The organism is Acidovorax sp. BoFeN1 (genome assembly GCF_003345135.1).
Taxonomy (GTDB): Bacteria; Pseudomonadota; Gammaproteobacteria; order Burkholderiales; family Burkholderiaceae_C; genus Acidovorax; species Acidovorax defluvii.
Map to the genome: position 1 here is coordinate 26,624 of NZ_QOZT01000013.1, position 23,204 is coordinate 49,827.

Below are 23,204 nucleotides of genomic sequence, written 5' to 3' on the forward strand. Positions count from 1 at the left end.
GCGTTAGCACCCATCCATTCAAATCACGGATGCAATTGTAATGCACCCGTAGCGGCCCCTGATCCAAATTCATCAATTTCTAACGAAAGAAAATTCAAAGCAAATGATGATCGTGCCAACGATCACTGGTAGGGCGTGTTGGACTTGAACCAACGACCAAAGGATTATGAGTCCTCTGCTCTAACCAACTGAGCTAACGCCCCTTGCGCCTACGATGAATCAAACGGAGCACCGCAAGTATTGTAGGGCGTTTACTTGCGGTAACTCAGCGCGTTGGACACCAACTTGGAGGTGATGTCCACGATCTGGATCATCTTGTCGTAGGGCATGCGGGTGGGGCCGATCACCCCCAATGTCCCAACCACTCGGCCATCTACCTCGTACGGTGCGCTGACGATCGAAAGTTCTTCGAACGGCACCACTTGGCTTTCGCCGCCGATGTAAATACGAACTCCCTCGGCCTGGCTGGATATGTCCAGAAGACGCAGTATCTGGGTCTTCTGTTCAAACAGATCAAAGGCTCTGCGAAGGTTGCCCATATCGCTGGAGAAGTCGCTCACGGCCAACAGGTTTCTCTCGCCAGAAATGACAACCTCATCCTGGGATTCAGAAAGCGCCTCCGAGCTGACATTGACTGCAGCCTGCATCAGTGAAGCGACTTCCCCGCGCAGCATGTCGACCTCCGACTTGAGCTTTTCGCGCACCTGCTCTATGGCCAAGCCGGCATAGTGGGCATTCAGAAAGTTGGCGGCCTCGATCAACTGCGACTGGGAGTAGTCCACGTCAGTGAAGATGACGCGGTTTTGCACGTCTCCTTCGGGCGAAACGATGATCACCAGGAATCGGCGCTCTGAAAGCCGAAGGAATTCGATGTGGCGAAACACGGAGGTGCGCCGCGGCGCCATCACGACACCCACAAACTGAGAGAGGTTAGACAAAAGATGTGCCGCATTGGCAATCACTTTTTGCGGCTGCTCTGGTACCAGTTGCGGTGTTGTCAGGGGATCCCGCTGCACCGTCAGCATGGTGTCTACAAACAGGCGGTAGCCACGCGCCGTGGGGATCCTTCCAGCGGAGGTATGTGGGCTGGCAATCAGCCCCAACTCCTCGAGGTCCGCCATGACGTTTCGTATCGTCGCAGGAGATAGTTCCAGACCGGACGCACGCGAAAGGGTGCGCGAACCCACAGGTTGCCCATCGGCGATGTAGCGCTCGACCAGCGCTTTAAGCAACAACTTGGCACGGTCATCGAGCATGGGGGGATTTTAGTGATGTAATTTCGCGATGACGTCCAATTTCCGCCATGTTGCGCTTATCGGCAAGTATCAGGCAACTGCTGCAGGCGCCATGACCGACAGTTCTCGCCGCGCCCTCGAAGAAATAGCGCAGTTTCTTGTCCGCCAGGGATGCCAGGTGGTGCTTGAACAAGAAACAGCGATCAACACCAACCTGACCGCCTATCCCTCAATGGACGTAGACACCATTGGCACTCATTGCGACCTGGGCTTGGTAGTTGGAGGAGACGGCACCATGCTGGGCATCGGACGTCGGTTGGCGCGCTATGGCACCCCACTGATCGGGATCAACCAAGGGCGCCTGGGTTTCATTACTGACATCCCCTTCGACAGCTACCAGGCGGCGCTCACTCCCATGCTTTGCGGAGAGTATGAAGAGGACTTGCGCCCCTTGATGCGAGCCCGCGTGGTTCGTGAGCAGACCACGGTTTTCGAGGCCCTGGCCATGAACGATGTCGTGGTGAATCGCGGAGCCACATCCGGCATGGTGGAGCTGCGCGTGGAAGTGGGGGGGCGATTCGTGGCCAACCAGAGGGCTGACGGGCTCATCATCGCCTCACCCACCGGGTCTACGGCCTACGCCCTTTCTGCCGGCGGTCCCATGCTCCATCCTTCTATCCCGGGGTGGGTGCTGGTTCCTATTGCACCCCATACCCTGTCAAACCGTCCGATCGTTTTGTCCGATGCCACCGAGGTGGCCGTCGAGATCGTGAGCGGCAGGGATGTGAGCGCGAATTTCGATATGCAGTCGCTGGCATCACTGCTGCATGGCGATCGAATACTCGTTCAGCGCTCCGAGCATAGCGTTCGGTTTTTGCACCCGCTCGGCTGGAACTACTTTGCCACCCTGCGCAAAAAGCTGCGCTGGAACGAGGGGGGCTCCTGACCATGGCGCTCAAGCGGATCACACTGCGAGACTTCGTGATCGTTCAAGAGCTGACGCTCGATCTGCAAACTGGCTTCACCGTGCTGACAGGGGAGACGGGAGCCGGCAAATCGATTCTGGTCGATGCACTGCAGCTGGCTCTGGGCTCCCGCGCGGATGCTGGATACGTGCGCGAAGGAGCTTCCCACGCAGATGTATGCGCAGAATTCGACTACCCCTGCCAACTGCAACCATGGTTTGACGATGCAGGAATTGAAGCCAACGAAACCCTGCTTCTTCGCCGAACCATCGGCACCCAAGGGAAAAGCCGTGGGTGGATCAATGGAACCCCTGCCACCGCGACACAACTGCGTTTCCTCGGAGATCAGCTATTGGATATTCATGGTCAGCATGCCTGGCAAAGTCTGACCCGCCCCGACTCCGTGCGGGGGTTGCTCGACGCCTATGCAGGTATCTCGGTTCAAGAACTTGCCGCGTTGTGGACTAAATGGCGTGCCGACCAGAAGATTCTGGAGGAAGCACGTGCGGCACAGTCATCACTCCAGCAGGAGCGCGAGAGGCTTCAGTGGCAAATTGCGGAAGTCAGCAAGCTAGCACCCGCAGAGGATGAATGGGCACACCTTGAGGCACAGCACAAGCGCCTTTCGCACGCCCAAACGTTGCTGGAGGTCGCCCAAGGCGCGCTTGCAACCCTCGAGGAAGAGGCATCCGGCGCTCAGTCCAGTCTGGCGCGAGCGACGTCGCTTTTGCAGAGCCAGGAACTGCTTGAGCCCGCATTCAGCGAGATGGCCGATATCCTCTCGTCCAGCCTGGCGCAGACCAACGACGTCATTCGCTCGTTGCAAGCCTATCTACGACACACCGACCTGGACCCCGACCGCCTCGCAGATCTCGATCTGCGACTTTCACAGTGGATGACTCTGGCGAGGCGTTACAAACGGCAACCAACTGAACTGCCCGCCTTGCTGCAAGCGTGGAAAAGAGAGCTGCAGCAACTGGACGCCGCAGCCGACCTCGTCGGCCTGGAAACCGCGCAAGCGAGCAGTGCCAAAGCCTACCAAACGGTTGCACGAGCCATTTCTCTCAGGCGGACAAGGGCAGCGCCCAAACTGTCAGCGGCCATCACACAGGCCATGCAGGGACTGGGCATGACGGGGGGGGTGTTTGAGGTGTCAGTAACAAAAACCGCTGAGCCTGCTCTTCATGGATTGGACGAGATTGCGTTTCTCGTGGCAGGTCACCCCGGCATGACCCCCCGCCCCATCGGCAAGGTCGCCTCTGGTGGAGAATTGTCACGAATTTCCCTGGCCATTTCCGTGACTACCAGCCAACTCGGCACGGCGCCCACCTTGGTTTTTGACGAAGTAGATTCGGGCGTCGGCGGGGCCGTGGCAGAAACAGTGGGTCGATTGATGCGGCAACTAGGGCGCGACCGCCAAGTGCTGGCAGTCACCCATTTGCCGCAGGTGGCTGCTTACGCCGATCACCACCTCATGGTGTCCAAGCGCCGAAATACAAAGGGAACCACCAGCACAGTGACGCCCGTTCTGGGCGACCTCCGGGTTACAGAGGTGGCCCGCATGCTGGGCGGCGAACGCCCAACTGGCACCAGCCTTGCCCATGCCAGCGAAATGCTGAGCTTGGCCAACACCCCGCAGAAAGGCTGACATCCATGCCCCTGGAAATTGTGCTGATCACCGGGATGTCTGGTTCCGGAAAATCCGTGGCACTGCACGCCATGGAAGATGCAGGCTATTACTGCGTAGACAACCTCCCCCCCGAACTGCTCCCGGCCTTTGTTGCACTCGAACACAAACACCACGGAAACCGCGTGGCAATCGCCATGGATGTGCGCAGCGCCACGTCACTGCCGCAAGTGCCGCAGGAACTGGAACGCCTGCGCAACCAGGGCGTGATCATTCAGTCCATTTTTCTGGATGCCACTACGGAAACATTGGTCCGACGTTTTTCCGAAACACGTCGACGCCACCCCTTGTCGCATGACGACATTACAGACGGACGGCGGGCACTCACGCAGGTGATTGAGCTGGAGCGCGAGTTACTGGCCGACCTGCGTGAGCAAGCGCATGTCATAGACACCAGCACGATAAGGGCGTCCCAGCTTCAAAGCTATGTCAAGGACCTGATGCCAGCAGCGCCGGGGCAGCTCACGCTGGTTTTCCAGTCGTTCGCCTTCAAGCGCGGAATTCCAGTGGACGCCGACTATGTGTTTGACGTCCGAATGCTGCCCAACCCGCATTACGAGCCGGCTCTGCGCGACCTGACGGGCCTGGACGCTCCCGTTGCCGACTTTCTACGCCAGCAGCCAGAAGTGGCGCTGATGGGCCAGCACATTGAGCAGTTTCTCTCCCATTGGCTGGATATGCTGGACCGAAACCACCGAAGTTATGTGACGGTTGCCATCGGGTGCACAGGCGGGCAGCACCGATCGGTTTATCTTGTAGAGCAAATGGCCCAAGTATTCAGCGCCCGTTGGACCGTGCTACGACGCCACCGAGAGATGGATAGCCGCTAGTGTCCTGAGTTAGAAATTCATAGACAAAATCTCTCGATGCTCGCCAGGATGTCATCGGCGGATTTGATCCACACGAACGGTTTGGGATCTGAGTTGTTCAGCTCCAAGTATTGGCGAATCGCCTGTTCAAGCTGTCTTGTTGATCGGTGTGTGCCGCGACGGATGTACTTCTCGGTCAGGGTTGCAAACCAACGCTCGACCTGATTGAGCCAGGACGCGGAGGTGGGCGTGAAGTGCGCGTGGAACCTGGGGTGTCTTGCAAACCATGCCTTGACCGCAGGGGTCTTGTGCGTGCCGTAGTTGTCCATCACCAAATGCACATCCAGCTGGGCTGGCACATTCGCTTCAATGGTACGCAGGAACTGCAAAAACTCCGTGCTGCGATGGCGCCTGTGTAACTGTCCAATCACCTCCCCCGTGGCAATGTCCAGTGCCGCAAACAGCGTCGTCGTTCCATGGCGCATGTAGTCGTGCGTTCTGCGCTCAGGAATACCTGGTGCCAGCGGCAAGATCGGCTGTGTGCGGTCCAGCGCCTGTATCTGGCTCTTCTCATCCACGCACAGCACCATCGCCTTGACGGGCGGGTCCATGTACAAGCCGACGATGTCACGGACTTTGTCGACAAACAGCGGATCACTGGAGAGCTTGAACGTCTCCTGGCGGTGCGGCTGTAGACCGAAAGCCCGCCAGATTCGACTGACAGCCGTCTGTGACATGCCCATTGCGTGGGCCATGGTGCGGGTACTCCAATGAGTCGCGCCTACTGGCACAGACTCCAGCGTCTTGGCGATCACTGCATCGACGCGCTCATCTTCAATCGTGCGCGGAGCGCCAGGACGTGGCGCATCCAACAAACCCTGCATGCGAAGTTCAACAAAACGGCCCCGCCACTTGGAAACCGTCTGCTGCGTGACCCGCTGGCGCGCTGCCACCACCTTGTTGTCCAGGCCCTCAGCGCACGCGAGCACGATGCGCGCGCGCAGGGCCAAGGCCTGCGCGGTCTTACGGCGCTTGGCCAACGCAATCAGTTGCTCTCGCTCCGTTGCGCTCAACACCAATGGAGTCTTTGGTCTTCCGCTCATGGCCACCTCGTCGTGTAACGACCCTACACGAATGATTGCCATCAGGGAAAATAATTCAATGAATTTTTAACTCAGGACACTAGATGCCCGCATCAAGACGGCTTTGCAATAGCTATAGCCCTGCCAACAACTTGCGAACGGGCGCAGGAAGACCCAGCGCCGCGATCTGTTCAGCAGTAAACCAGCCTCCCCCATCATCCGGCTTTAACTCAACAGCTTGCCCAACGACCACGGGGTGCAAATGAAGATCCCGGTGGGTCAGCACATGCAGGAAAGGGGTGCACTCCTCCATGGACTGCACACAAGCAGGTCCTAGCTCATGCAGTAACGCCAACAAATCCGGGCGCGACGAAAAAACCGGTACGCAATACAGCCCGGCCCAGATCCCAGCCGCAGGACGTCGAGACAACCAAAACCGCCCCACGGAATCTTTCAGCACCAAGAGCCACCACGATTCCGCACGGCGTTTGAGTTTGCGAGTTCTGACGGGATAGTGCTCAGGGGCTCCCTCGCGGTGCGCAACGCACAAGGTCTGCAAAGGGCATTGGGAGCAGGCTGGATTGCGCGGCGTGCACAAGCTTGCCCCCAGATCCATCAGCCCCTGGGTGTAGCGCGGCATGGCAAAGTCGATGTCTACCGAGGGCAACAAAGCTTGCGCGTGCGTCCACAACATCCGCTCGTTGCGGGCCACTGCCAAGTCCGCATCAAACCCCAGAACCCGTGTCAGCACCCTGCGCACGTTGGCGTCCAGAATGGGTGTGCGTTCTGCAAAACAGAACGCTGCAATCGCTCCAGCTGTCGAGCGCCCGATACCGGGCAGGGTAGCCAATGTCTGCGCTGTGCGGGGAAAACTTCCGCCATGGTCGCTCACGACGGCTTGGGCACAGCGATGAAGGTTGCGTGCACGGCTGTAGTAGCCAAGCCCGCTCCATAACGCCATCACGTCATCTGAAGGCGCATGGGCCAAAGCAATCACATCGGGAAACCGCTCTAGAAATCGCGCGTAATAACCCAGCACCGTGCTGACCTGTGTCTGTTGCAGCATGATTTCAGACAACCAGACCCGATACGGATCCCGCGTCTGCTGCCAAGGCAGGTGATGGCGCCCATGGATTTCTTGCCAGCGAACCACGCGCGTGGCGACATCCGCTTCCGAAAGAATCATGCAGGCGTAAGCCCGGTTTTTTCTGCAGCTTCCGCCAGAACAGGCAATGCTATCAACTGGGCAGTCAGTTCCGCCAATCGTCGTTCCAGCTGAACAAGCTCTTCTTCACCCGCCTCGATCTCGGAGATTCGCTCCACCAAGCCAGTGGCAGCATGTTGAATGCGGTCGACGGCTTCAATCCGCCGGGCAAAACTGCGGCGGCGTTCCCGCAACTGAGCATCCAGTTGCGCCGTTGCAGACTTGCTCCACAGCTCCAGGTCATTCGCCGCCGACTCGTACACAGTGCGCAAGCGCATGGCCAGCGCACGAACCAGCCGCTCGGCGAACTCCGGTTGCACCAGCTTCAGGGCATTGCCGACACCCAGGTACTGCAGATGGCTTTGTTCAATTTGTGACAGCTCTTGGGCGAAGTGTTCAAGTTGCGGCGGGGGCGGCACCTGAAGGGAGAAACCAAACTCCGAATTGAGCTGACGAAAGGTGCCACCCAGCATCGCCTGGATTTCAATACCAGAGGCCTGCGCCTTGTCCAGTGTGCCCCTTAGCTTGTCGAAGGTCTTAGCATAGGTTTTGCGCACGCCCAGCTTCAAGCCCCTTTGCTGGAGCATCTGCGCCAACTCGGTCAACTCCATCTTGAGCGACTTCGCACCCAGCTGATGAAAAACGTCTCGCAGCAACTTGAGATGCACCGCGCGAACCGCCTGAATCTTGGCAGTGCTCAAATCGAACTCACGCTGCTCCTGTTCCACGCGGTGCCGCATTGACTCGATCACCGAAGCGTTTTTGCCGCGAAGACTCCGCAACTCCGCCATCTGGTCGTCAAGATCTCTTCGTCGAATATTGATGACACGCGAAGTTTCTGCACGCAGACTCCCCACCCCCGTTGCCACGGCAGCCCGCAAGATAGCCTGGCGACGGCCCATGATTCCCTTGGCCAGCGCCTCTTCCAACACGGGCAGGCCACTGGATTCGAGCAACAGGTCGTCGCATGTAATTTTTGCAACCAGGCCCTTTTGCGCAGATACAGGCACCACCTGCTGCAACGGCACGCCCAGCATGTCCGCGGAGGTCATGCATTGCCGGTTCATCTGCGCGAGGATTTCATCCGGCGAATTGAGGGTGTCCCACAGGGTGTCAATCTTGTTCAGCACAACCAGGCGTGCATCGAGGCTGTCCACAGAGGTTGCCAGGTGTTCTCGCCAAATGGACAAATCCGAACGGGTAACTCCCGTGTCCGCACTCAGAATGAAAACCACCGCATGCGCCTGCGGAATGAGATTGACCGTCAACTCGGGCTCGGCGCCCACCGCATTCAATCCAGGGGTGTCCAAAATCACCAGGCCCTGCTTGAGCAAGGGATGGGGAATATTAATGATGGCGTGGCGCCACATGGGTACTTCGACCAAGCCCTCGGAATCAGGAACCGGATTTTCGTCCGCCAACTCATCGTGCCAGAACCCCAGCGCCCGGGCGTTGTCCAGCGTGACCTTCCGAACCTCCGCAACCTTCTCAAGTGCTTTGGCGATTTGATCGGCGTTGTTGACATCCAGGGGGATTTCGATCCAGCGCTCGGGCTTCACGCGCCATTCAGCAAGACCTTGCAGTTGCAACCGGGTTTCGATCGGAAGCAGCCGAAGACTGGGCGCCAGCGAGGCGTCGTAGCCCAACTCCGTTGGGCACATCGTTGTGCGGCCAGCACTGGCAGGCATGATGCGACGGCCATAGTCAGCAAAGAAAATGGCATTGATCAGTTCTGACTTCCCCCGCGAAAACTCCGCGACGAAAGCCACCATCACCTTGTCACTGCGGACCTGGGCTTCGAGGCGATTCAGCCGCTCCTGAACTGCAGCGTCCATGAGTTCGTGGTCAGACATCCACTCGGACAGACGGTGAATCTGGTGGGCGAACTCACGCCGCCACACGCTGTGCTGGTCGAACTGCTCGTTGAATGATGGTCCCACTTTGCTCCCGGAATGCGATGAACGGTCTACATGTAGACATGCTCAAAATATAGCATTGACCGCCCCTTGGGAGCGATATCCATGCCGATGGCCATCCGCGCCACGTCATGCGCGTTGGCATCGGGGACAAAAATAGCTGCTGCGTTGACCCTGACGAACCAATTTGATGACCGTGCCGCAGTGATGGCACGGGGCACCGACACGCCCGTAGACATTGGCCTCATGCTGGAAATGCCCATCCTTTCCGTCGGCGCTGGAAAAGTCCTTCAATGTGCTGCCGCCCAATTCCACTGCACGCTCAAGCACCGTCGTGATCGCTGAATAAAGTCTGCGCACTCTCAAGGGACCGATGCGATGCGCAGCAACGGTGGGTCGAATGCCTGCAAGAAACAGCACCTCACAAGCGTAGATATTGCCTACCCCCACGACCAGACGCCCCGCCAGCAGCACCTGCTTGATGGGCGCGCGACTCGCCTTGAGCCCCGCTTCGAAGGCAGGATAGGTAAAGTCCTCGGACAGCGGCTCTACTCCCAGCCCGCCCAGCAGCTTTTGCGCCACGGCATCCTGCTCGCTGGCCGCATAGACCACGGCGCCGAAACGCCTGGGATCATGCAGACGCAATGTTCCTTCTGACGTGAGGATGTCGAAATGATCATGCCCACCCGGTGGGGGCAGATCACGACTGAAACGCAGGCTGCCCGACATTCCAAGATGCAGCAACAGAAGGCCCGAGTCCAGATCGAGCAGCAAATACTTGCCCCGGCGGCGCAGCGCGACCACCTTTTTGCCAACCAGCGATTGTGGGGCACACCCCAAAGGCCACCGCAATGGTTTACCCACACATACCGACTCGATCCTGGCCCCAGCAATAGCCTGCGCAAAGCTGCGACGGGTGACTTCCACTTCGGGCAACTCAGGCATGCAATAGCCTTTGAAACAGGTTTGGGAGCATGGATTATTATGGCCCGATGGTGCAATCTCATCGCTTTCGAACAGCCCTTCTCACTGCCGCTCTGGCGGCAACAGCAACTACGGGATGGACACAGTCCGGCGATGAGAAACGCCCCGACACCTCAGAAGCCACAACGCTACCAACGCCCAGCGCGCAGTTGGATGCAGAACTTTTCTATGAGATATTTTTGGGCGAGCTGACCACACAGTCAGGAGACCCAGGCGCAGGCTATGCACTGATGTTGGAAGCGGCGCGGCGCAGTGGAGAAAGCGCGTTGTACCGACGTGCCGCAGACATTGCCTTGCAGGCCCGATCAGGTGACTACGCCCTGGCAGCAGCACGTGCGTGGAAAGAGGCGCAACCCCAATCGCGGGAAGCCAACCGCTACACATTGCAGATACTGATTGCACTCAATCGAATAGGCGAGACCGCGGACCTGCTGCGCCAGGAGTTGACTCAGATGCCGACTGCAGCCAAAGCTGCGGCCCTGTCGGCCCTTCCTCAGGTGTATGGCCGTGCCAGCAACAAGCAATTGGCCGCCAATGTGGTAGAGCAAGCGCTAATCGATGAACTGCGCCATCCCGCCACAGGCCCCGCTGCGTGGACCGCATTGGGGCGCATGCGCCTGGCGGCTGGGGATAAGGCTGGAGCGCTTGAGGCGGCTCGTCGGGCCTTGGCACTGGACGGCTCGAGCGAAGTGGCCTTGCCATTGGCCCTTGAACTGATGCAGGAGGATGTTACGGAAGCGGAATCGCTGGTGACAACCCGCCTTGCCAATCAGCCCGATCCCGAATTGCGCACGGCATATGCCCGCGTCCTGCTGAGCCAGCAGCGTTACCCCGCTGCGCGCCAGCAGCTGGAGATCGTGACACGCGACAAGCCGGATCTGAGGGAAGCGTGGCTTGCTCTTGCGACACTGCAATTCCAGGATAACCGCCTGCCCGATGCTGAAAAATCACTGCAGCGCTACATCGAACTGACAAATGCGATCACGGCAGATCCCGACATACAGCAGCGCGGTCTGACTCAGGCCTATCTTCTTTATGCGCAGCTTGCTGAAAAGAAAAAAGACTATGCAGCAGCCGAATCCTGGCTCGGACGCATAGACAAGTCGGAAGAATTGCTCAGCGCACAGCGGCGTCGTGCGTCCATACTCGCCCAACAGGGAAAGATATCGCAAGCACGTGCCCTGCTTCGCGGTCTGCCCGGCAATACCTCAGAGCAGATCCGCTTGAAACTGCAGGCTGAGGTGCAGTTGTTGCAGGAGATGCGTTTATACAAAGACGCCCTGGCCGTTCAGACCGAACTGGTGGACCTGGACCCGCAAGACAACGAACTGATTTACGACCAGGCCATGCTGGCCGAAAAGTCGGGTGATCTGGGCATGATGGAGCAGCTGCTGCGGCAGCTGATAGCACGGCAGCCCGACTACCTCCACGCCTACAACGCCTTGGGATACTCGCTGGCTGAACGTGGCCTGCGCCTGGAGGAGGCCAAAGGGTTGATCGCCAAGGCGCTGGAATATGCTCCTGGCGACCCCTTCATTACGGACAGCCTTGGTTGGGTCGAATTCCGCCTCGGCAACAACGCGCAGGCATTGCAACTCCTATCAGCCGCCTTCGAGAAGCGGCCCGACGCGGAAATTGCCGCACACCTCGGTGAAGTCCTCTGGAGCACCGGAGACCGCACACGCGCCTTGAGCATCTGGCGCGAGGGGCTGCGCCTGAATCCAGACAACGAAACGCTCAAAGACACACTGAAAAGGCTGGGGGCCAGGCCCTGATGTTGCGCGCCATTTTTCCGGGCCCGCAACCCCAAGGCCCCGCCCGGACGCTGCCCTACGGGGTAGCTTGCCTGCTGGCGTTTTTTGTTCTGTTGCTGGCCGGCTGTGCGCAGCCTCAACTGCGGCCTGCACATTCACACGACACGCTATGGGCAGGTCGCCTTGCGTTGCAGGTGGAAGATCAGGCGTCACAGTCCTTTTCAGCGTCGTTCGAACTCTCAGGGTCGGCACAACAAGGCCAATTCGTCTTGCTCAATCCTCTGGGCAACACCATCGCACGAATCCAGTGGAATGCCGGCCACGCAGAGATTACTACGGGCCAGGACACCCGGAAGTCTGAGTCACTGGAGGCCTTGCTGCAGGATGTCCTGGGAACCGGTATTCCCGTCGCAGCACTGTTCAGCTGGCTAGAAGGCACCCAGGTTGAAGCCGTTGGCTGGCATGTCGATTTATCGGCCATTGCATCTGGGCGACTGGTCGCACAGCGCCATACACCTGCGCCGCAAGCCACCCTGCGAATTGTTCTGACCCGCTGACATCGTTTCATGCAAAACCTGTACGACGTGCCGGCACCGGCCAAGCTCAATCTTTTCTTGCACATCACTGGCCGCCGACCCGATGGCTACCACCTGATGCAGTCTGTCTTCATGCTGATCGACTGGTGCGATACGCTGCATTTCGAACTGCGCCACGATGGCCGCATCACCCGCGAAGACCTGGGACCCACACTGCCCGCTCTCGACCTCACGCTGCGCGCGGCGCAAGCCCTGCAAAAGGCCACCGGCTGCGGACTGGGAGCTCACATTGGCGTGCTGAAAAAGATTCCTGCCCAGGCAGGCATGGGTGGCGGCTCGTCCGACGCGGCCACAACGCTGCTGGCGCTCAATCGCCTGTGGAAGCTGAACCTGCCCCGCCCCGCGCTGGAAGCCATCGGGCTGACACTGGGCGCCGACGTGCCGTTTTTTTTGCGCGGCCACAACGCCTGGGTGGAGGGAATTGGTGAGATAATCACGCCGCTTGAGAATGCACATCAGCTACCGCGAGCGAGCTTTGCAGTAGTGAAACCCGAGGCGGGTCTGGATACGAAATCAATTTTTTCTGCTCCAGATCTGAAACGTGATTCAGATCGTGCTACAATCTTAGGCTTTGCTGCAGCACACTACAATTTCGGTTGTAATGACTTGCAACCAGTTGCCCAGGCCTTATGCCCCGAAGTGACGCAGGCCCTTCAGTGGCTTGAATCGCACGGTTTGCAAGGTCGAATGACCGGTTCGGGTAGTGCAGTGTTTGCGCAAATTTCGCATGCCGTTGATCTTCAAAACGCCCCCGGCGATTGGCAGGTCAAAACATGTGAGAATCTGATGATTCATCCTCTGGCAGGATGGGCAGCAGACAAGAATTTCGGTTGATTGTTTTTGCAATCAACCCGTGTAGGGGAGTCGCCAAGCTGGTTAAGGCACCGGATTTTGATTCCGGCATGCAAAGGTTCGAATCCTTTCTCCCCTGCCAAATTTCTTTTCGCGTACGGGCTTTTTTTTCAGACTGCTGGGACGCTCATGCAAGCCAACCAACCCGACTTCATGGTTTTCACCGGCAATGCCAACCCTGGCATGGCAGCTGAAATTGCCCAACACCTTGGCACCACCTTGGGTGCTGCTGATGTGGGCCGCTTCTCCGACGGGGAAGTCACCGTCGAAATCAAACAAAACGTGCGAGCCCGTGACGTTTTCGTGGTGCAGTCTACCTGCGCACCCACCAACGAAAACCTCATGGAACTGCTGATCATGGTGGACGCGCTCAAGCGTGCTTCAGCCGAACGCATCAGCGCCGTGATTCCCTATTTTGGCTACGCCCGCCAGGATCGCCGCCCCCGCTCCAGCCGGGTTCCGATCTCCGCCAAGGTGGTGGCCAACATGTTGCAGGCGGTGGGCGTGGCCCGCGTGCTGACCATGGATCTGCACGCCGACCAGATCCAGGGGTTCTTTGACATCCCGGTAGACAACATCTATGCGTCGCCTGTTCTGCTGGGCGATCTGCGCCAGAAGAATTACGAAGACCTGATCGTCGTGTCGCCTGACGTCGGCGGCGTGGTTCGCGCCCGGGCCCTGGCCAAGCAGCTCGGCTGTGATCTGGCCATCATCGACAAGCGCCGTCCCAAGGCCAATGTGTCCGAGGTGATGCACGTGATCGGTGAAATCGATGGCCGCAACTGCGTGATCATGGACGACATGATCGACACCGCCGGCACGCTGGTGAAGGCTGCCGAAGTGCTCAAGGAGCGCGGTGCCAAGAAGGTGTACGCCTACTGCACCCACCCCATTTTTTCTGGCCCCGCCATTGAACGCATCGCCCAGGGCTCGGCCCTCGACGAAGTGGTGGTGACCAACACCATCCCTTTGAGCGACAACGCCAAAGGTTGCGCAAAAATCCGCCAGCTCTCCGTGGCTCCGCTGATCGCCGAAACGATCCAGCGCATTGCCAAGGGAGAGTCGGTGATGAGTTTGTTCTCGGACCAAGAGAATCTTTTCTGAGCGCCGGTCGTGCCTGTGTGGCGTGGCTTTGCTGAGTCAGATGCTTGCAGGCCTCCTTCGGGAGGCTTGCCTGTTCGGGAGCATTGTTGTGGGCTTGCCGCCATCTGGGCGCAACAAGCCTTTTTTTAACAGGGAATGACTGGTCGCGGTCGTCCCTTTTCAGGAGCTAATTATGAACATCGTCGCTTTTGAGCGCGCCAAGCAGGGTACGGGTGCGAGCCGCCGTCTGCGCAATTCGGGCAAGACGCCTGGCATCGTGTATGGCGGTTCTGCTGAACCCCAGCTTATCGAGGTCGACCACAACGCACTGTGGCACGCCCTGAAGAAGGAAGCTTTCCACTCCAGCGTGCTGGACATGGAAGTGGCCGGCACAACCGCCAAGGTTCTGCTGCGCGACGTGCAATACCACCCCTATAAGCAACTGGTGCTGCACATTGACTTCCAGCGCGTGGACGAAAAGACCAAGCTGCACATGAAGGTGCCACTGCACTTCAGCGGCGCGGATGAGTCCGATGCTGTCAAGGTGGACAAGTGCCTGGTGAACCCCGTCGTGAACGAACTCGACGTGACCTGCATGCCTTCCGACCTGCCTGAGTTCATTGCCGTGGACCTGAGCACGCTGAAGAAGGGTGTTTCCCTGCACCTCAAGGACATCAAACTGCCCAAGGGTGTGAGCGCTGTGATCCGTGGCGGTCAGAACAACAACCCCGTGTTGGTTTCCGTGACTAACCCCGTGATGGAAGTGGTGGCGCCTGTCGCCGATGCAGCTCCTGCCGCCGATGCCAAGGGCAAGGGCAAGGGCAAGAAATAAGACCGGCGCACCGGTCTTCGCGGCCTGCTCCGGCAGAGCTGCATCCAACGGCCCACCTGTGTGGGCCGTTTTCATTGGTAGCTACCGATAATTGCGCACATGATCAAACTGTTTGTGGGCCTGGGCAACCCAGGGCCCGACTACGAGGCCACCCGCCACAACGCGGGCTTCTGGTGGATAGACGCGCTGGCGCGCGAACTCAAGGCCACGCTGGTGCCCGAGCGCAGCTACCACGGGCTGGTGGCCCGCACCAGCGTACATGGCCAGAGTGTGTGGCTGCTGCAGCCCCAGACCTTCATGAACCTGTCGGGAAAATCGGTGGCGTCACTGGCGCGGTTCTTCAAGATCCAGCCCGAGGAAATCCTGGTGGCGCACGATGAACTGGACATCGCCCCCGGCCAGGTGAAACTCAAGCGCGGGGGCAGCCATGCCGGGCACAACGGCCTGCGGGATATTCATGCCCAGCTCGGTTCGCCCGATTACTGGCGCCTGCGCATTGGCATTGGGCATCCGGGCGTCAAGGCCGAAGTGGCCAACTGGGTGCTGAAAAAACCCTCGCCCGACCAGCGCACCTTGATCGAGGACAGCATCGCACATTCACTCAAGGCGCATCCGGCCTTGCTGGCGGGGGACATGGAGAAAGCCACTTTGCTGATCCACACCACCAAGCCACCGCGTCCCAAGCCACCAAGACCTGAAGACAACTAAAAGCTATTGTTTTTATAGCTATTAGCGCTTGATGGATAAGCTCTAGAGGCCAAAAACACTTATATTTTGGTAACAGCCTGCAGCCGGTGAAACTTCTGCCACAGCGTTTCCCGGCTCTCCACATGCTGGGGGTCTACCGGGATGCAGGCCACCGGGCACAGCTGCACGCACTGGGGCTCGTCAAAATGGCCCACGCATTCGGTGCATTTGTCGGGGTCGATCTCGTAGATTTCCTGTCCCAGGGTGATGGCCTGGTTCGGGCACTCGGGCTCACACACATCGCAGTTGATGCACTCGTCAGTGATTCTCAGTGCCATGCGGTCCTCCCTGTGGATGGCGGAAGCGCCAGGCGCGATTGCAGCGAATTCAGGGAGACGGTCTTCATGCGGCGTATTATCCCGCGCCCCTGCCCTGCCCTGCTTTGACGCCAGGCACAACACACCACCGCCACCATGGGTGCTTTGTCGGTATGCTGCGCAGGCACCTGACCTTTTTCAATCGACTGAAGCACCCACGCTCCGCCAGCATCCGATCCATGGGTTTCTTTCTTCTCAAGCGATTTTTCACCCTTGTTGCCACGCTGCTTGGTGCATCGGTGGTCGTGTTTGTGGTGCTGGACATTCTGCCGGGCAACGCCGCCCAGGTGCTGATGGGGCCAGACGCCTCACCCGACGCCGTGGCCGAGCTTGCCACCCAGCTGGGGCTGGACCGGCCCGCAGTGCAACGCTATGGGCAATGGATGCGTGGCCTGGTGGTGGGCGACCTGGGTGACAGCTACACCTACGGCAGCCCGGTGCTGGAGCTGGTGCTGGAACGCCTTGCGCTCACGGTGCCGCTGGCGCTGATGGCCATGGTGTTCAGCGCGGTGCTGGCCCTCGCGGCGGGCCTTTTTGCCGCTGCTCGCCACAACCGGTGGGGCGACCTGGGCGTGATGGGCCTGGCCCAGCTGGGCATTGCCATTCCCAACTTCTGGTTCGCCATCCTGCTGATCTTGCTGTTTTCGGTCAAGCTGCAGTGGTTTTCGGCCGGGGGCTTCCCGGGCTGGACCGAAGACAGCGGCGGCGACCCGCTGCAAGCGCTGAAAGCACTGCTGCTGCCCGCACTGGCGCTGGCGGTGGTGCAGGCAGCCATACTGGCACGCATCACCCGCTCGGCCGTGCTGGATGTGCTGCGCGAAGACTTCGTGCGCAGCGCGCGCGCCAAGGGCTTGTCGCAGCGGGCCGCGCTGTGGGGCCATGTGCTGCGCAACGCCATGATTCCGGTCGTCACCGTGATGGGCCTGCAGTTCGCCAACCTGCTGGCGGGCACCATCGTGGTGGAAAACGTGTTTTACCTGCCGGGCCTGGGCCGGCTGATCTTCCAGTCGATTGCCAACCGCGATCTGATCGTGGTGCGCAACTGCGTGATGCTGCTGGCGGCCATGGTGATCCTGGTTAACTTTTTCGTGGACCTGCTGTATGCGGTGATCGACCCCCGTGTGAAGGCCAGCGACGTATGAGGGCCCCCCCCCTGAGTCGCTTCGCGCCATCCCCCCAGGGGGACGCCACCCGTGGCCTGGCAGAGCCAGTTCCACGGTGGCGCTGGCTTTGGGGCGCGCCGGTTTCAAGTGCCGGGGGCACCACGAGCACATGTCCACCCACCCATGAGCGCAACGACTTCCTCATCCATGCCGTCGTCACGCCCCCACTGGCTGCGCCGTGCCCTGGGGCACCGCAGCTTTGTTGCGGGCGCCCTGCTGGTGGCGTTGCTGCTGGCCGCAGCGGCGCTGTCGCTGGTCTGGACGCCCTGGTCGCCCTACGAAATGGACCTGCCCGCCAAGCTGCAGCCGCCCAGCGCCCAGCACTGGCTGGGCACCGACGCCTTTGGCCGCGACGTGGCGTCGCTGCTGCTGGTGGGCGCACGCAACTCGCTGCTGGTGGGCGTGATTGCGGTGGGTATTGGCATGGGCCTTGGCGTGGCGCTGGGGCTGCTGGCCGCCGCGCGTCGCGGGTGGGTGGAAGAAACCATCATGCGGCTGGCCGACTTCACGTTTGCGTTTCCTGCCATTTTGTCGGCCATCATGATGACGGCGGTGTTTGGCGCGGGCATCGTCAATTCGATCATCGCCATTGGCATCTTCAATATTCCCACCTTTGCGCGGGTGACGCGCGCCTCGGCCAATGCCGTGTGGTCGCGCGATTTCATCCTGGCGGCGCGGGCCTGCGGCAAGGGCAGCGTGCGCATCACGCTCGAGCATGTGCTGCCCAACATCGCCTCGGTGCTGATCGTGCAGGCCACGGTGCAGTTTGCCATTGCCATCCTGGCCGAGGCGGCGCTGTCGTATTTGGGCCTGGGCACACAACCGCCGCAGCCCTCGTGGGGCCGCATGCTCAGCGACGCCCAGACCCTCATGTTCCAGGCCCCGCTGCTGGCCGTGTGGCCCGGCATGGCGATTGCACTGGCCGTGCTGGGCCTGAACCTGCTGGGCGATGGCCTGCGCGATCTGCTCGACCCGCGCCTGGCCCGCAAGCGCTGACCTGCCTCGCCGCTCCGATGAACACCCAATCCCCACCCCCCCCCCTGCTGCAAGTCGCCGACCTGCGCGTGCACCTGCACACGCACCAGGGTGCTGTCGACGCGGTGCGTGGCATCGATTTCACGCTTCACCGCGGCGAAACGCTGGGCCTGGTGGGCGAATCGGGCTGTGGCAAATCACTCACCGCCCTGGCGCTCATGGGCCTGCTGCCCGACGCCGCGCATGCCAGTGGCAGCATTCTTCTGGATGGGCAGGAGCTGGTGGGGCTGGACGACCGCGCGCTGTGCCGCCTGCGCGGCAACCGCATCGGCATGGTGTTCCAGGAGCCCATGACGGCACTGAACCCCGTGCACCGCATTGGGGACCAGGTGGCCGAGCCCCTGCGGCTGCACCGCGGCATGGGCCGTGCAGCGGCTCGCCGCGAGGCCCTGGCCCTGCTGGAGCGCGTGGGCATTGCCGATGCCGCGCGGCGCCTGGATGCCTATCCGCACCAGTTCTCGGGCGGGCAGCGCCAGCGCATCACCATCGCCATGGCGCTGGCCTGCGGGCCCGACCTGCTGATTGCCGACGAGCCCACCACGGCGCTCGACGTAACCGTGCAGCAGCAGATTCTGGACCTCATCAGCGACCTGGTGGCCGAGCGTGCCATGGCGCTCATCCTGATCTCGCATGACCTGGGCGTGATCTCGCAAAACGCCGACCGCATGCTGGTGATGTATGGCGGCTCCGTGGTGGAGAGCGGCCCCACCGAAGCCGTCTTTTCGACCATGGCCCACCCCTACACACGCGGCCTTTTTGCGGCGCGCCCGCAACTGCTGCCGCGCAGCCCGGGCGAACGCAGGCGCCTGTCCACCATCCCGGGCACCGTGCCCGAGCTGGCCCGCCTGCCCGCTGGCTGCCCCTTTGCAGGGCGCTGCGGCTTCACCGTGGATGCATGCCACACCACCCCGCCACCGCCCGTGCCGCTGGGCTCTGTGGATGCGGGGCACATGGCGCGCTGCATCCGGCTCGATGCCATGCCCGCCGCACCGGAGGTTGGCGCATGAATACCGCAACCACTCCTGATTTGATAGCTGAAAGCGCTTACCCCATAAGCGCCACAGGCCAATTTGACTCAAAAACACCTGCCGATGCGCCCCCCCTCCTGCTGCAGGTGACGCAACTGGTGCGCCACTACCCGCTGCCGCGCACGCACCTTTTTCAGCCGCCGCAGCAGGTGCAGGCGCTGCAGGGCGTGGATTTCACCGTGGCGGCGGGCCGCAGCCTGGGCATCGTGGGTGAATCGGGCTCGGGCAAATCCACGCTGGCCCGGCTGGTGATGGCGCTCGACACGCCCACCAGCGGCGCGGTGCACCTGCTGGGCCGCAACCTGCACCGCTTGCCCGCCGCAGAGCTGCGCCACGCGCGGCGCGACTTTCAGATGGTGTTCCAGGACCCGTATGGCTCGCTGGACCCGCACCACACCGTGCAGCGCATCGTCACCGAGCCGCTGCAGGCCCAGGGCGCCACCAGCCGCGCCGAGCAGCGCGCGCAGGCCGCCCAGGTGCTGGAGCAGGTGGGCCTGCGCAGCACCGACCTGGACAAATACCCGCACGAGTTTTCGGGCGGCCAGCGCCAGCGCATTGCGATTGCGCGCGCGCTCATCACCCGCCCCCGCCTCATCGTGGCCGACGAGCCGGTGAGTGCACTCGATGTCTCGGTGCAGGCCCAGGTGCTCAACCTGATGCAGGATCTGCAACAGCAATTCGGCATCACCTACCTGCTCATCAGCCACGACCTGGCCGTAGTGAACCACCTGTGCGACGAGGTGGTGGTGCTGTACCAGGGGCGCATTGTGGAGCGCGGCACGCCGCAGGAGCTGTTTCACAACGCGCAGCACCCCTACACGCGCGCCCTGCTCAACGCCGTGCCGCGCATCGAGCCCGGGCGTGCCCGTGCCCGCCGTGCGCCGCTGGCCGGCGGCGCCGCGCGCACGATGGTGTAAAAAGCCCTCAGCCCCGTCGGCCACGCATCTGCCGGCCCGCGCCCCTTCCACAGGTTTCCGTCTGGAGAACTCAAACATGCTGAACCGCCGCTCAATCCTTGCCACTGGCGCCATCGCCGCGGTGCCCCTTGCCGCGCCCTGGGGCGCGCTGGCCAAAACCAGCAAGGACACCGTGGTGCTGGCCATGACGCTGGAACCGCCGGGGCTGGACCCGACCGCCGGGGCCGCCTCGGCCATTGCCGAGATCGTTCACTACAACATCTTCGAGACGCTCACCAAGATCAATGCCGACGGCAGTGTGTCGCCGCTGCTGGCCGAGAGCTGGGAGGTGTCGCCCGACCTCAAGACCTACACCCTGCGCCTGCGCCGGGGGGTGAAGTTCAGCAACGGCGTGCCCTTCACGGCCGATGCGGTCAAATTCTCGTTCGACCGCGCGGGCAGCGACAAGAGCACCAACAAGGACAAGCGCACCTTTGCCAGCCTCACCACCCAGGTGGTGGATGACCACACCGTGGTGCTGATCCACAAGGACATCGACCCGGATTTCCTGTTTGTGCTGGGCCAGGCCACGGCCATCATCGTCGAGCCCAAAAGTGCCGCCACCAATGCCACGCGGCCCGTGGGCACCGGCCCCTACGTGCTGGGCGCATGGAACAAGGGTGCGTCCATCACGCTGAACGCCTGGCCGGGCTTTCGCGCGCCCGCCAGCATCAAGATGCGCCGGGCCACGTTCCGCTTCATCTCCGACCCTGCCGCGCAGGTGGCGGCGCTGCTGGCCGGTGATGTGGACGCGTTTGCCCGCGTCACGCCACGCAGCGTGGCCCAGTTCAAGGCCAACCCGCGCTTTCAGGTGGTGGTGAGCGGCTCGCGCGCCAAGACCATCCTGGCCATCAACAACGACCGCAAGCCCCTGAACGACGTGCGCGTGCGCCGTGCCATTGCCGCCGCCATCGACCGCAAGGCCGTCATCGAAGGCGCCGGCGACGGCTTTGGCGTGCCCATTGGCAGCCACTATGTGCCGGGCGCATTCGGCTATGTGGACACCACCGGCATCAACCCGTTCGATATCGACAAGGCCAAAAAGCTGCTGGCCGAGGCGGGCGTCAAGACCCCGCTCACGCTCACCCTCACGTTGCCCCCGCCGCCCTATGCCCGCCAGGGGGGCGAGGTGATTGCGGCGCAGCTGGCCAAGATCGGCATCGTGGCCAAGATCCAGAATGTGGAATGGGCCCAGTGGCTCAGCGGCACCTATGGCAACAAGAACTACGACCTGACACTGATCTCCCACGTCGAGCCCTTTGACCTGGGCAACTTTGCGAAGCCCGACTATTACTGGGGCTACAACTCGCCCCAGTTCAGCACGCTGTTTGAAAAAATCAAGAACGCCCCGCGCCCCGCCGACCGCGCCCGCCTGCTGGGCGATGCGCAGCGCCTGCTGGCCGAAGAGGCCGTGCATGGTTTTCTCTACCAGCCGCAATGGGTGACCGTGGCGAACAAGAACCTCAAGGGGCTGTGGAAAGACATGCCCATCTTTGTGAACGACCTTTCGGCCCTTTACTGGTCCTGAAACCGGCGAGCCCGCACCATGAGCGCATTGCACGACCTGCCCGCCCACGCCCTGCTCTCGGCCTACCGCCAGCGAACCCTGTCCCCGGTCGAGGTGATCCGTGACGTGCTGGCCCACGTCGAGCGGTGGGAACCCCACATCAACGCCACCTACCTGCTGCGCCCCGAAGCCGCCCTGGCGCAGGCAGCGGCGTCGGAGGCCCGCTGGCTGCGTGGCGAGCCGCTGGGGGCGCTCGATGGCGTGCCCACCACCATCAAGGAAAACATCGCCACGCGCGGCGACCCCATGCCGCTGGGCACTGCGGCCACCGCGCTGGTGCCCGCCGCCGCCGACGCCCCGCCCGCGGCACGCCTGCGCGAAGCCGGCGCGGTCATCGTGGCCAAGACCACCATGCCCGACTACGGCATGCTGTCATCGGGCCTGTCGAGCTTTCACCCGCTGGCGCGCAACCCGTGGGACCTGTCCAAAGGCCCCGGCGGCTCCAGCGCCGGTGCGGGCGCGGCCGCTGCCGCCGGCTACGGCCCGCTGCACATCGGCACCGACATCGGCGGCTCGCAGCGCCTGCCGGCCAGCTGGTGCGGCATCTTCAGCCTCAAACCCAGCCTGGGCCGCATCCCCATCGATCCGCCCTACACCGGCCGTGCCGCCGGCCCCATGACGCGCACCGTGGCCGACGCCGCACTCATGATGCAGGTGCTGAGCCAACCCGACGCGCGCGACAGCATGGCCCTGCCCGCGCAAGACATTGACTGGAGCCAGTTCAATCAAGGGGCGGAGCGCCTGCGGGGCCTGCGCATTGGCCTGCTGCTGGACGCCGGCTGCGGCCTGCCGGTAGAGCCCGAGGTGCGCGCCGCCGTCGAGCAGGCTGCCCGCTGGCTGGAGCAGGCCGGTGCCCACGTCGTGCCCATGCAGCCTTTCATGACGCAGGCCATGCTCGACGGCATGGACCATTTCTGGCGCATGCGCTCGCTCACCGATCTGCAGGCCCTGCCAGCCGGGCAGCGCGACAAGGTGCTGCCCTACATCCGTGCCTGGGCCGACAGCGCTGCGGGCCTGAGCGGCACCGAGGTGTTCCATGCCAGCCAGCAGTTCCACCTGACCCGCGTGGCCACCGTGCGCGCCTGCAGCGCGTTCGACTACGTGATCTCGCCCGTGGCACCCATGGCGGCGTTTGCGGCCGAGCTGCCCTCGCCCACCAACGACCCGCTGCGGCCGCTGGAACACATCGGCTTCACCGTGCCCTACAACATGTCAGAGCAACCCGCCGCTTCGGTGAACTGCGGGTACACCAGCGGCCTGCATCCCTTGCCCATTGGCCTGCAGATCGCCGGGCCGCGCTTTGACGACCTGGGCGTGCTGCAGGTGGCGCATGCGTTCGAACAAATCCGCCCACCTCAACGCGCGTGGCCCCAGCCGCCGGGGATATAAACA

At 61.7% G+C, this 23,204-nt stretch carries 21 protein-coding genes and 2 tRNA genes; 16 read left to right on the top strand and 7 right to left on the bottom strand.

Annotated elements, in window-relative coordinates:
• Positions 1-126: 126 nt before the first annotated feature.
• Both DTW89_RS05285 and hrcA read right to left on the bottom strand, forming a co-directional pair.
• Positions 127-203: transfer RNA gene (locus DTW89_RS05285), tRNA-Ile, on the bottom strand.
• A gap of 48 nt (positions 204-251) precedes the next feature.
• A complete protein-coding gene (hrcA, locus tag DTW89_RS05290) occupies positions 252-1,256 on the bottom strand; it encodes a heat-inducible transcriptional repressor HrcA (RefSeq protein WP_024814248.1) in 1,005 nt (334 codons plus the stop codon).
• Positions 1,257-1,284: 28 nt separating this feature from the next.
• Here hrcA and DTW89_RS05295 point away from each other — a divergent pair, with 28 nt between their 5' ends.
• Genes DTW89_RS05295 through rapZ form a run of 3 tightly spaced genes read left to right on the top strand, consistent with a single transcriptional unit; the run spans position 1,285 to position 4,717 of the window.
• Entirely contained in the window at positions 1,285-2,181 is an 897-nt protein-coding gene (locus DTW89_RS05295) for an NAD kinase (RefSeq protein ID WP_024814247.1), read from the top strand.
• Between the two features lie 2 nt (positions 2,182-2,183).
• Positions 2,184-3,848 (top strand): DNA repair protein RecN, encoded by a 1,665-nt coding sequence (gene recN / locus DTW89_RS05300; RefSeq protein WP_114655168.1) that lies wholly within the window; start codon positions 2,184-2,186, stop codon positions 3,846-3,848.
• Between the two features lie 5 nt (positions 3,849-3,853).
• Entirely contained in the window at positions 3,854-4,717 is an 864-nt protein-coding gene (rapZ, locus tag DTW89_RS05305) for an RNase adapter RapZ (RefSeq protein ID WP_114655169.1), read from the top strand.
• Between the two features lie 17 nt (positions 4,718-4,734).
• Here rapZ and DTW89_RS05310 read toward each other — a convergent pair whose 3' ends face one another.
• From DTW89_RS05310 to mutM, 4 genes are all read right to left on the bottom strand, one after another.
• A complete protein-coding gene (locus DTW89_RS05310; RefSeq protein WP_114655199.1) occupies positions 4,735-5,799 on the bottom strand; it encodes an IS630 family transposase in 1,065 nt (354 codons plus the stop codon).
• A 112-nt stretch (positions 5,800-5,911) separates the two neighbouring features.
• The gene (gene mutY / locus DTW89_RS05315; protein WP_114655170.1) at positions 5,912-6,964 is read right to left on the bottom strand and encodes an A/G-specific adenine glycosylase; all 1,053 of its coding nucleotides are present in this window, start codon (positions 6,962-6,964) and stop codon (positions 5,912-5,914) included.
• Positions 6,961-8,922, bottom strand: coding sequence for a dynamin family protein (locus tag DTW89_RS05320; protein WP_114655171.1), 1,962 nt, complete (start codon positions 8,920-8,922; stop codon positions 6,961-6,963). Before DTW89_RS05320 ends, mutY begins: the two co-directional genes overlap by 4 nt.
• Positions 8,923-9,027: 105 nt before the next feature.
• On the bottom strand, positions 9,028-9,843 hold the full coding sequence (gene mutM / locus DTW89_RS05325) for a bifunctional DNA-formamidopyrimidine glycosylase/DNA-(apurinic or apyrimidinic site) lyase (protein ID WP_114655172.1): 816 nt from the start codon (positions 9,841-9,843) through the stop codon (positions 9,028-9,030).
• Between the two features lie 29 nt (positions 9,844-9,872).
• Between mutM and DTW89_RS05330 the strand changes: the two genes are divergently transcribed.
• The 7 genes from DTW89_RS05330 (at position 9,873) to pth (ending at position 15,707) form a co-directional block, all read left to right on the top strand.
• Positions 9,873-11,657, top strand: coding sequence for a tetratricopeptide repeat protein (locus DTW89_RS05330; RefSeq protein ID WP_114655173.1), 1,785 nt, complete (start codon positions 9,873-9,875; stop codon positions 11,655-11,657).
• Positions 11,657-12,193, top strand: a complete 537-nt coding sequence (locus DTW89_RS05335) for a lipoprotein insertase outer membrane protein LolB (RefSeq protein WP_114655174.1) — start codon at positions 11,657-11,659, stop codon at positions 12,191-12,193. Before DTW89_RS05330 ends, DTW89_RS05335 begins: the two co-directional genes overlap by 1 nt.
• Positions 12,194-12,202: 9 nt before the next feature.
• Positions 12,203-13,066, top strand: a complete 864-nt coding sequence (gene ispE, locus DTW89_RS05340) for a 4-(cytidine 5'-diphospho)-2-C-methyl-D-erythritol kinase (RefSeq protein WP_114655175.1) — start codon at positions 12,203-12,205, stop codon at positions 13,064-13,066.
• A 23-nt stretch (positions 13,067-13,089) separates the two neighbouring features.
• Positions 13,090-13,166 (top strand) — tRNA-Gln (locus DTW89_RS05345).
• A gap of 47 nt (positions 13,167-13,213) precedes the next feature.
• The gene (locus tag DTW89_RS05350) at positions 13,214-14,188 is read left to right on the top strand and encodes a ribose-phosphate pyrophosphokinase (RefSeq protein WP_024814238.1); all 975 of its coding nucleotides are present in this window, start codon (positions 13,214-13,216) and stop codon (positions 14,186-14,188) included.
• Positions 14,189-14,360: 172 nt separating this feature from the next.
• Complete coding sequence (locus tag DTW89_RS05355; RefSeq protein WP_114655176.1) at positions 14,361-14,999, top strand: 50S ribosomal protein L25/general stress protein Ctc; 639 nt, start codon at positions 14,361-14,363, stop codon at positions 14,997-14,999.
• A 99-nt stretch (positions 15,000-15,098) separates the two neighbouring features.
• Positions 15,099-15,707: an aminoacyl-tRNA hydrolase gene (gene pth, locus DTW89_RS05360; RefSeq protein WP_024814236.1), complete on the top strand. Its 609-nt coding sequence runs from the start codon at positions 15,099-15,101 to the stop codon at positions 15,705-15,707.
• Positions 15,708-15,766: 59 nt separating this feature from the next.
• Here pth and DTW89_RS05365 read toward each other — a convergent pair whose 3' ends face one another.
• Positions 15,767-16,024 (bottom strand): YfhL family 4Fe-4S dicluster ferredoxin, encoded by a 258-nt coding sequence (locus DTW89_RS05365; protein WP_024814235.1) that lies wholly within the window; start codon positions 16,022-16,024, stop codon positions 15,767-15,769.
• A 218-nt stretch (positions 16,025-16,242) separates the two neighbouring features.
• On the opposite strand from DTW89_RS05365, the gene DTW89_RS05370 reads away from it, so the two are divergent.
• From DTW89_RS05370 to DTW89_RS05395, 6 genes are all read left to right on the top strand, one after another.
• The gene (locus DTW89_RS05370) at positions 16,243-17,205 is read left to right on the top strand and encodes an ABC transporter permease (protein WP_114655200.1); all 963 of its coding nucleotides are present in this window, start codon (positions 16,243-16,245) and stop codon (positions 17,203-17,205) included.
• 144 nt (positions 17,206-17,349) lie between these two features.
• Positions 17,350-18,222 (top strand): ABC transporter permease, encoded by an 873-nt coding sequence (locus DTW89_RS05375; RefSeq protein WP_114655177.1) that lies wholly within the window; start codon positions 17,350-17,352, stop codon positions 18,220-18,222.
• 17 nt (positions 18,223-18,239) lie between these two features.
• A complete protein-coding gene (locus tag DTW89_RS05380) occupies positions 18,240-19,268 on the top strand; it encodes an ABC transporter ATP-binding protein (protein ID WP_114655178.1) in 1,029 nt (342 codons plus the stop codon).
• Positions 19,265-20,206 carry an ATP-binding cassette domain-containing protein gene (locus tag DTW89_RS05385; protein WP_236637040.1) on the top strand — a complete coding sequence of 314 codons (942 nt, stop codon included), beginning with the start codon at positions 19,265-19,267 and terminating at the stop codon, positions 20,204-20,206. The genes DTW89_RS05380 and DTW89_RS05385 overlap by 4 nt, the downstream gene beginning before the upstream one ends.
• A 76-nt stretch (positions 20,207-20,282) precedes the next feature.
• Complete coding sequence (locus DTW89_RS05390; protein ID WP_114655179.1) at positions 20,283-21,773, top strand: ABC transporter substrate-binding protein; 1,491 nt, start codon at positions 20,283-20,285, stop codon at positions 21,771-21,773.
• An 18-nt stretch (positions 21,774-21,791) separates the two neighbouring features.
• Positions 21,792-23,201, top strand: coding sequence for an amidase (locus DTW89_RS05395; protein ID WP_114655180.1), 1,410 nt, complete (start codon positions 21,792-21,794; stop codon positions 23,199-23,201).
• The last annotated feature ends 3 nt before the right edge of the window (positions 23,202-23,204 follow it).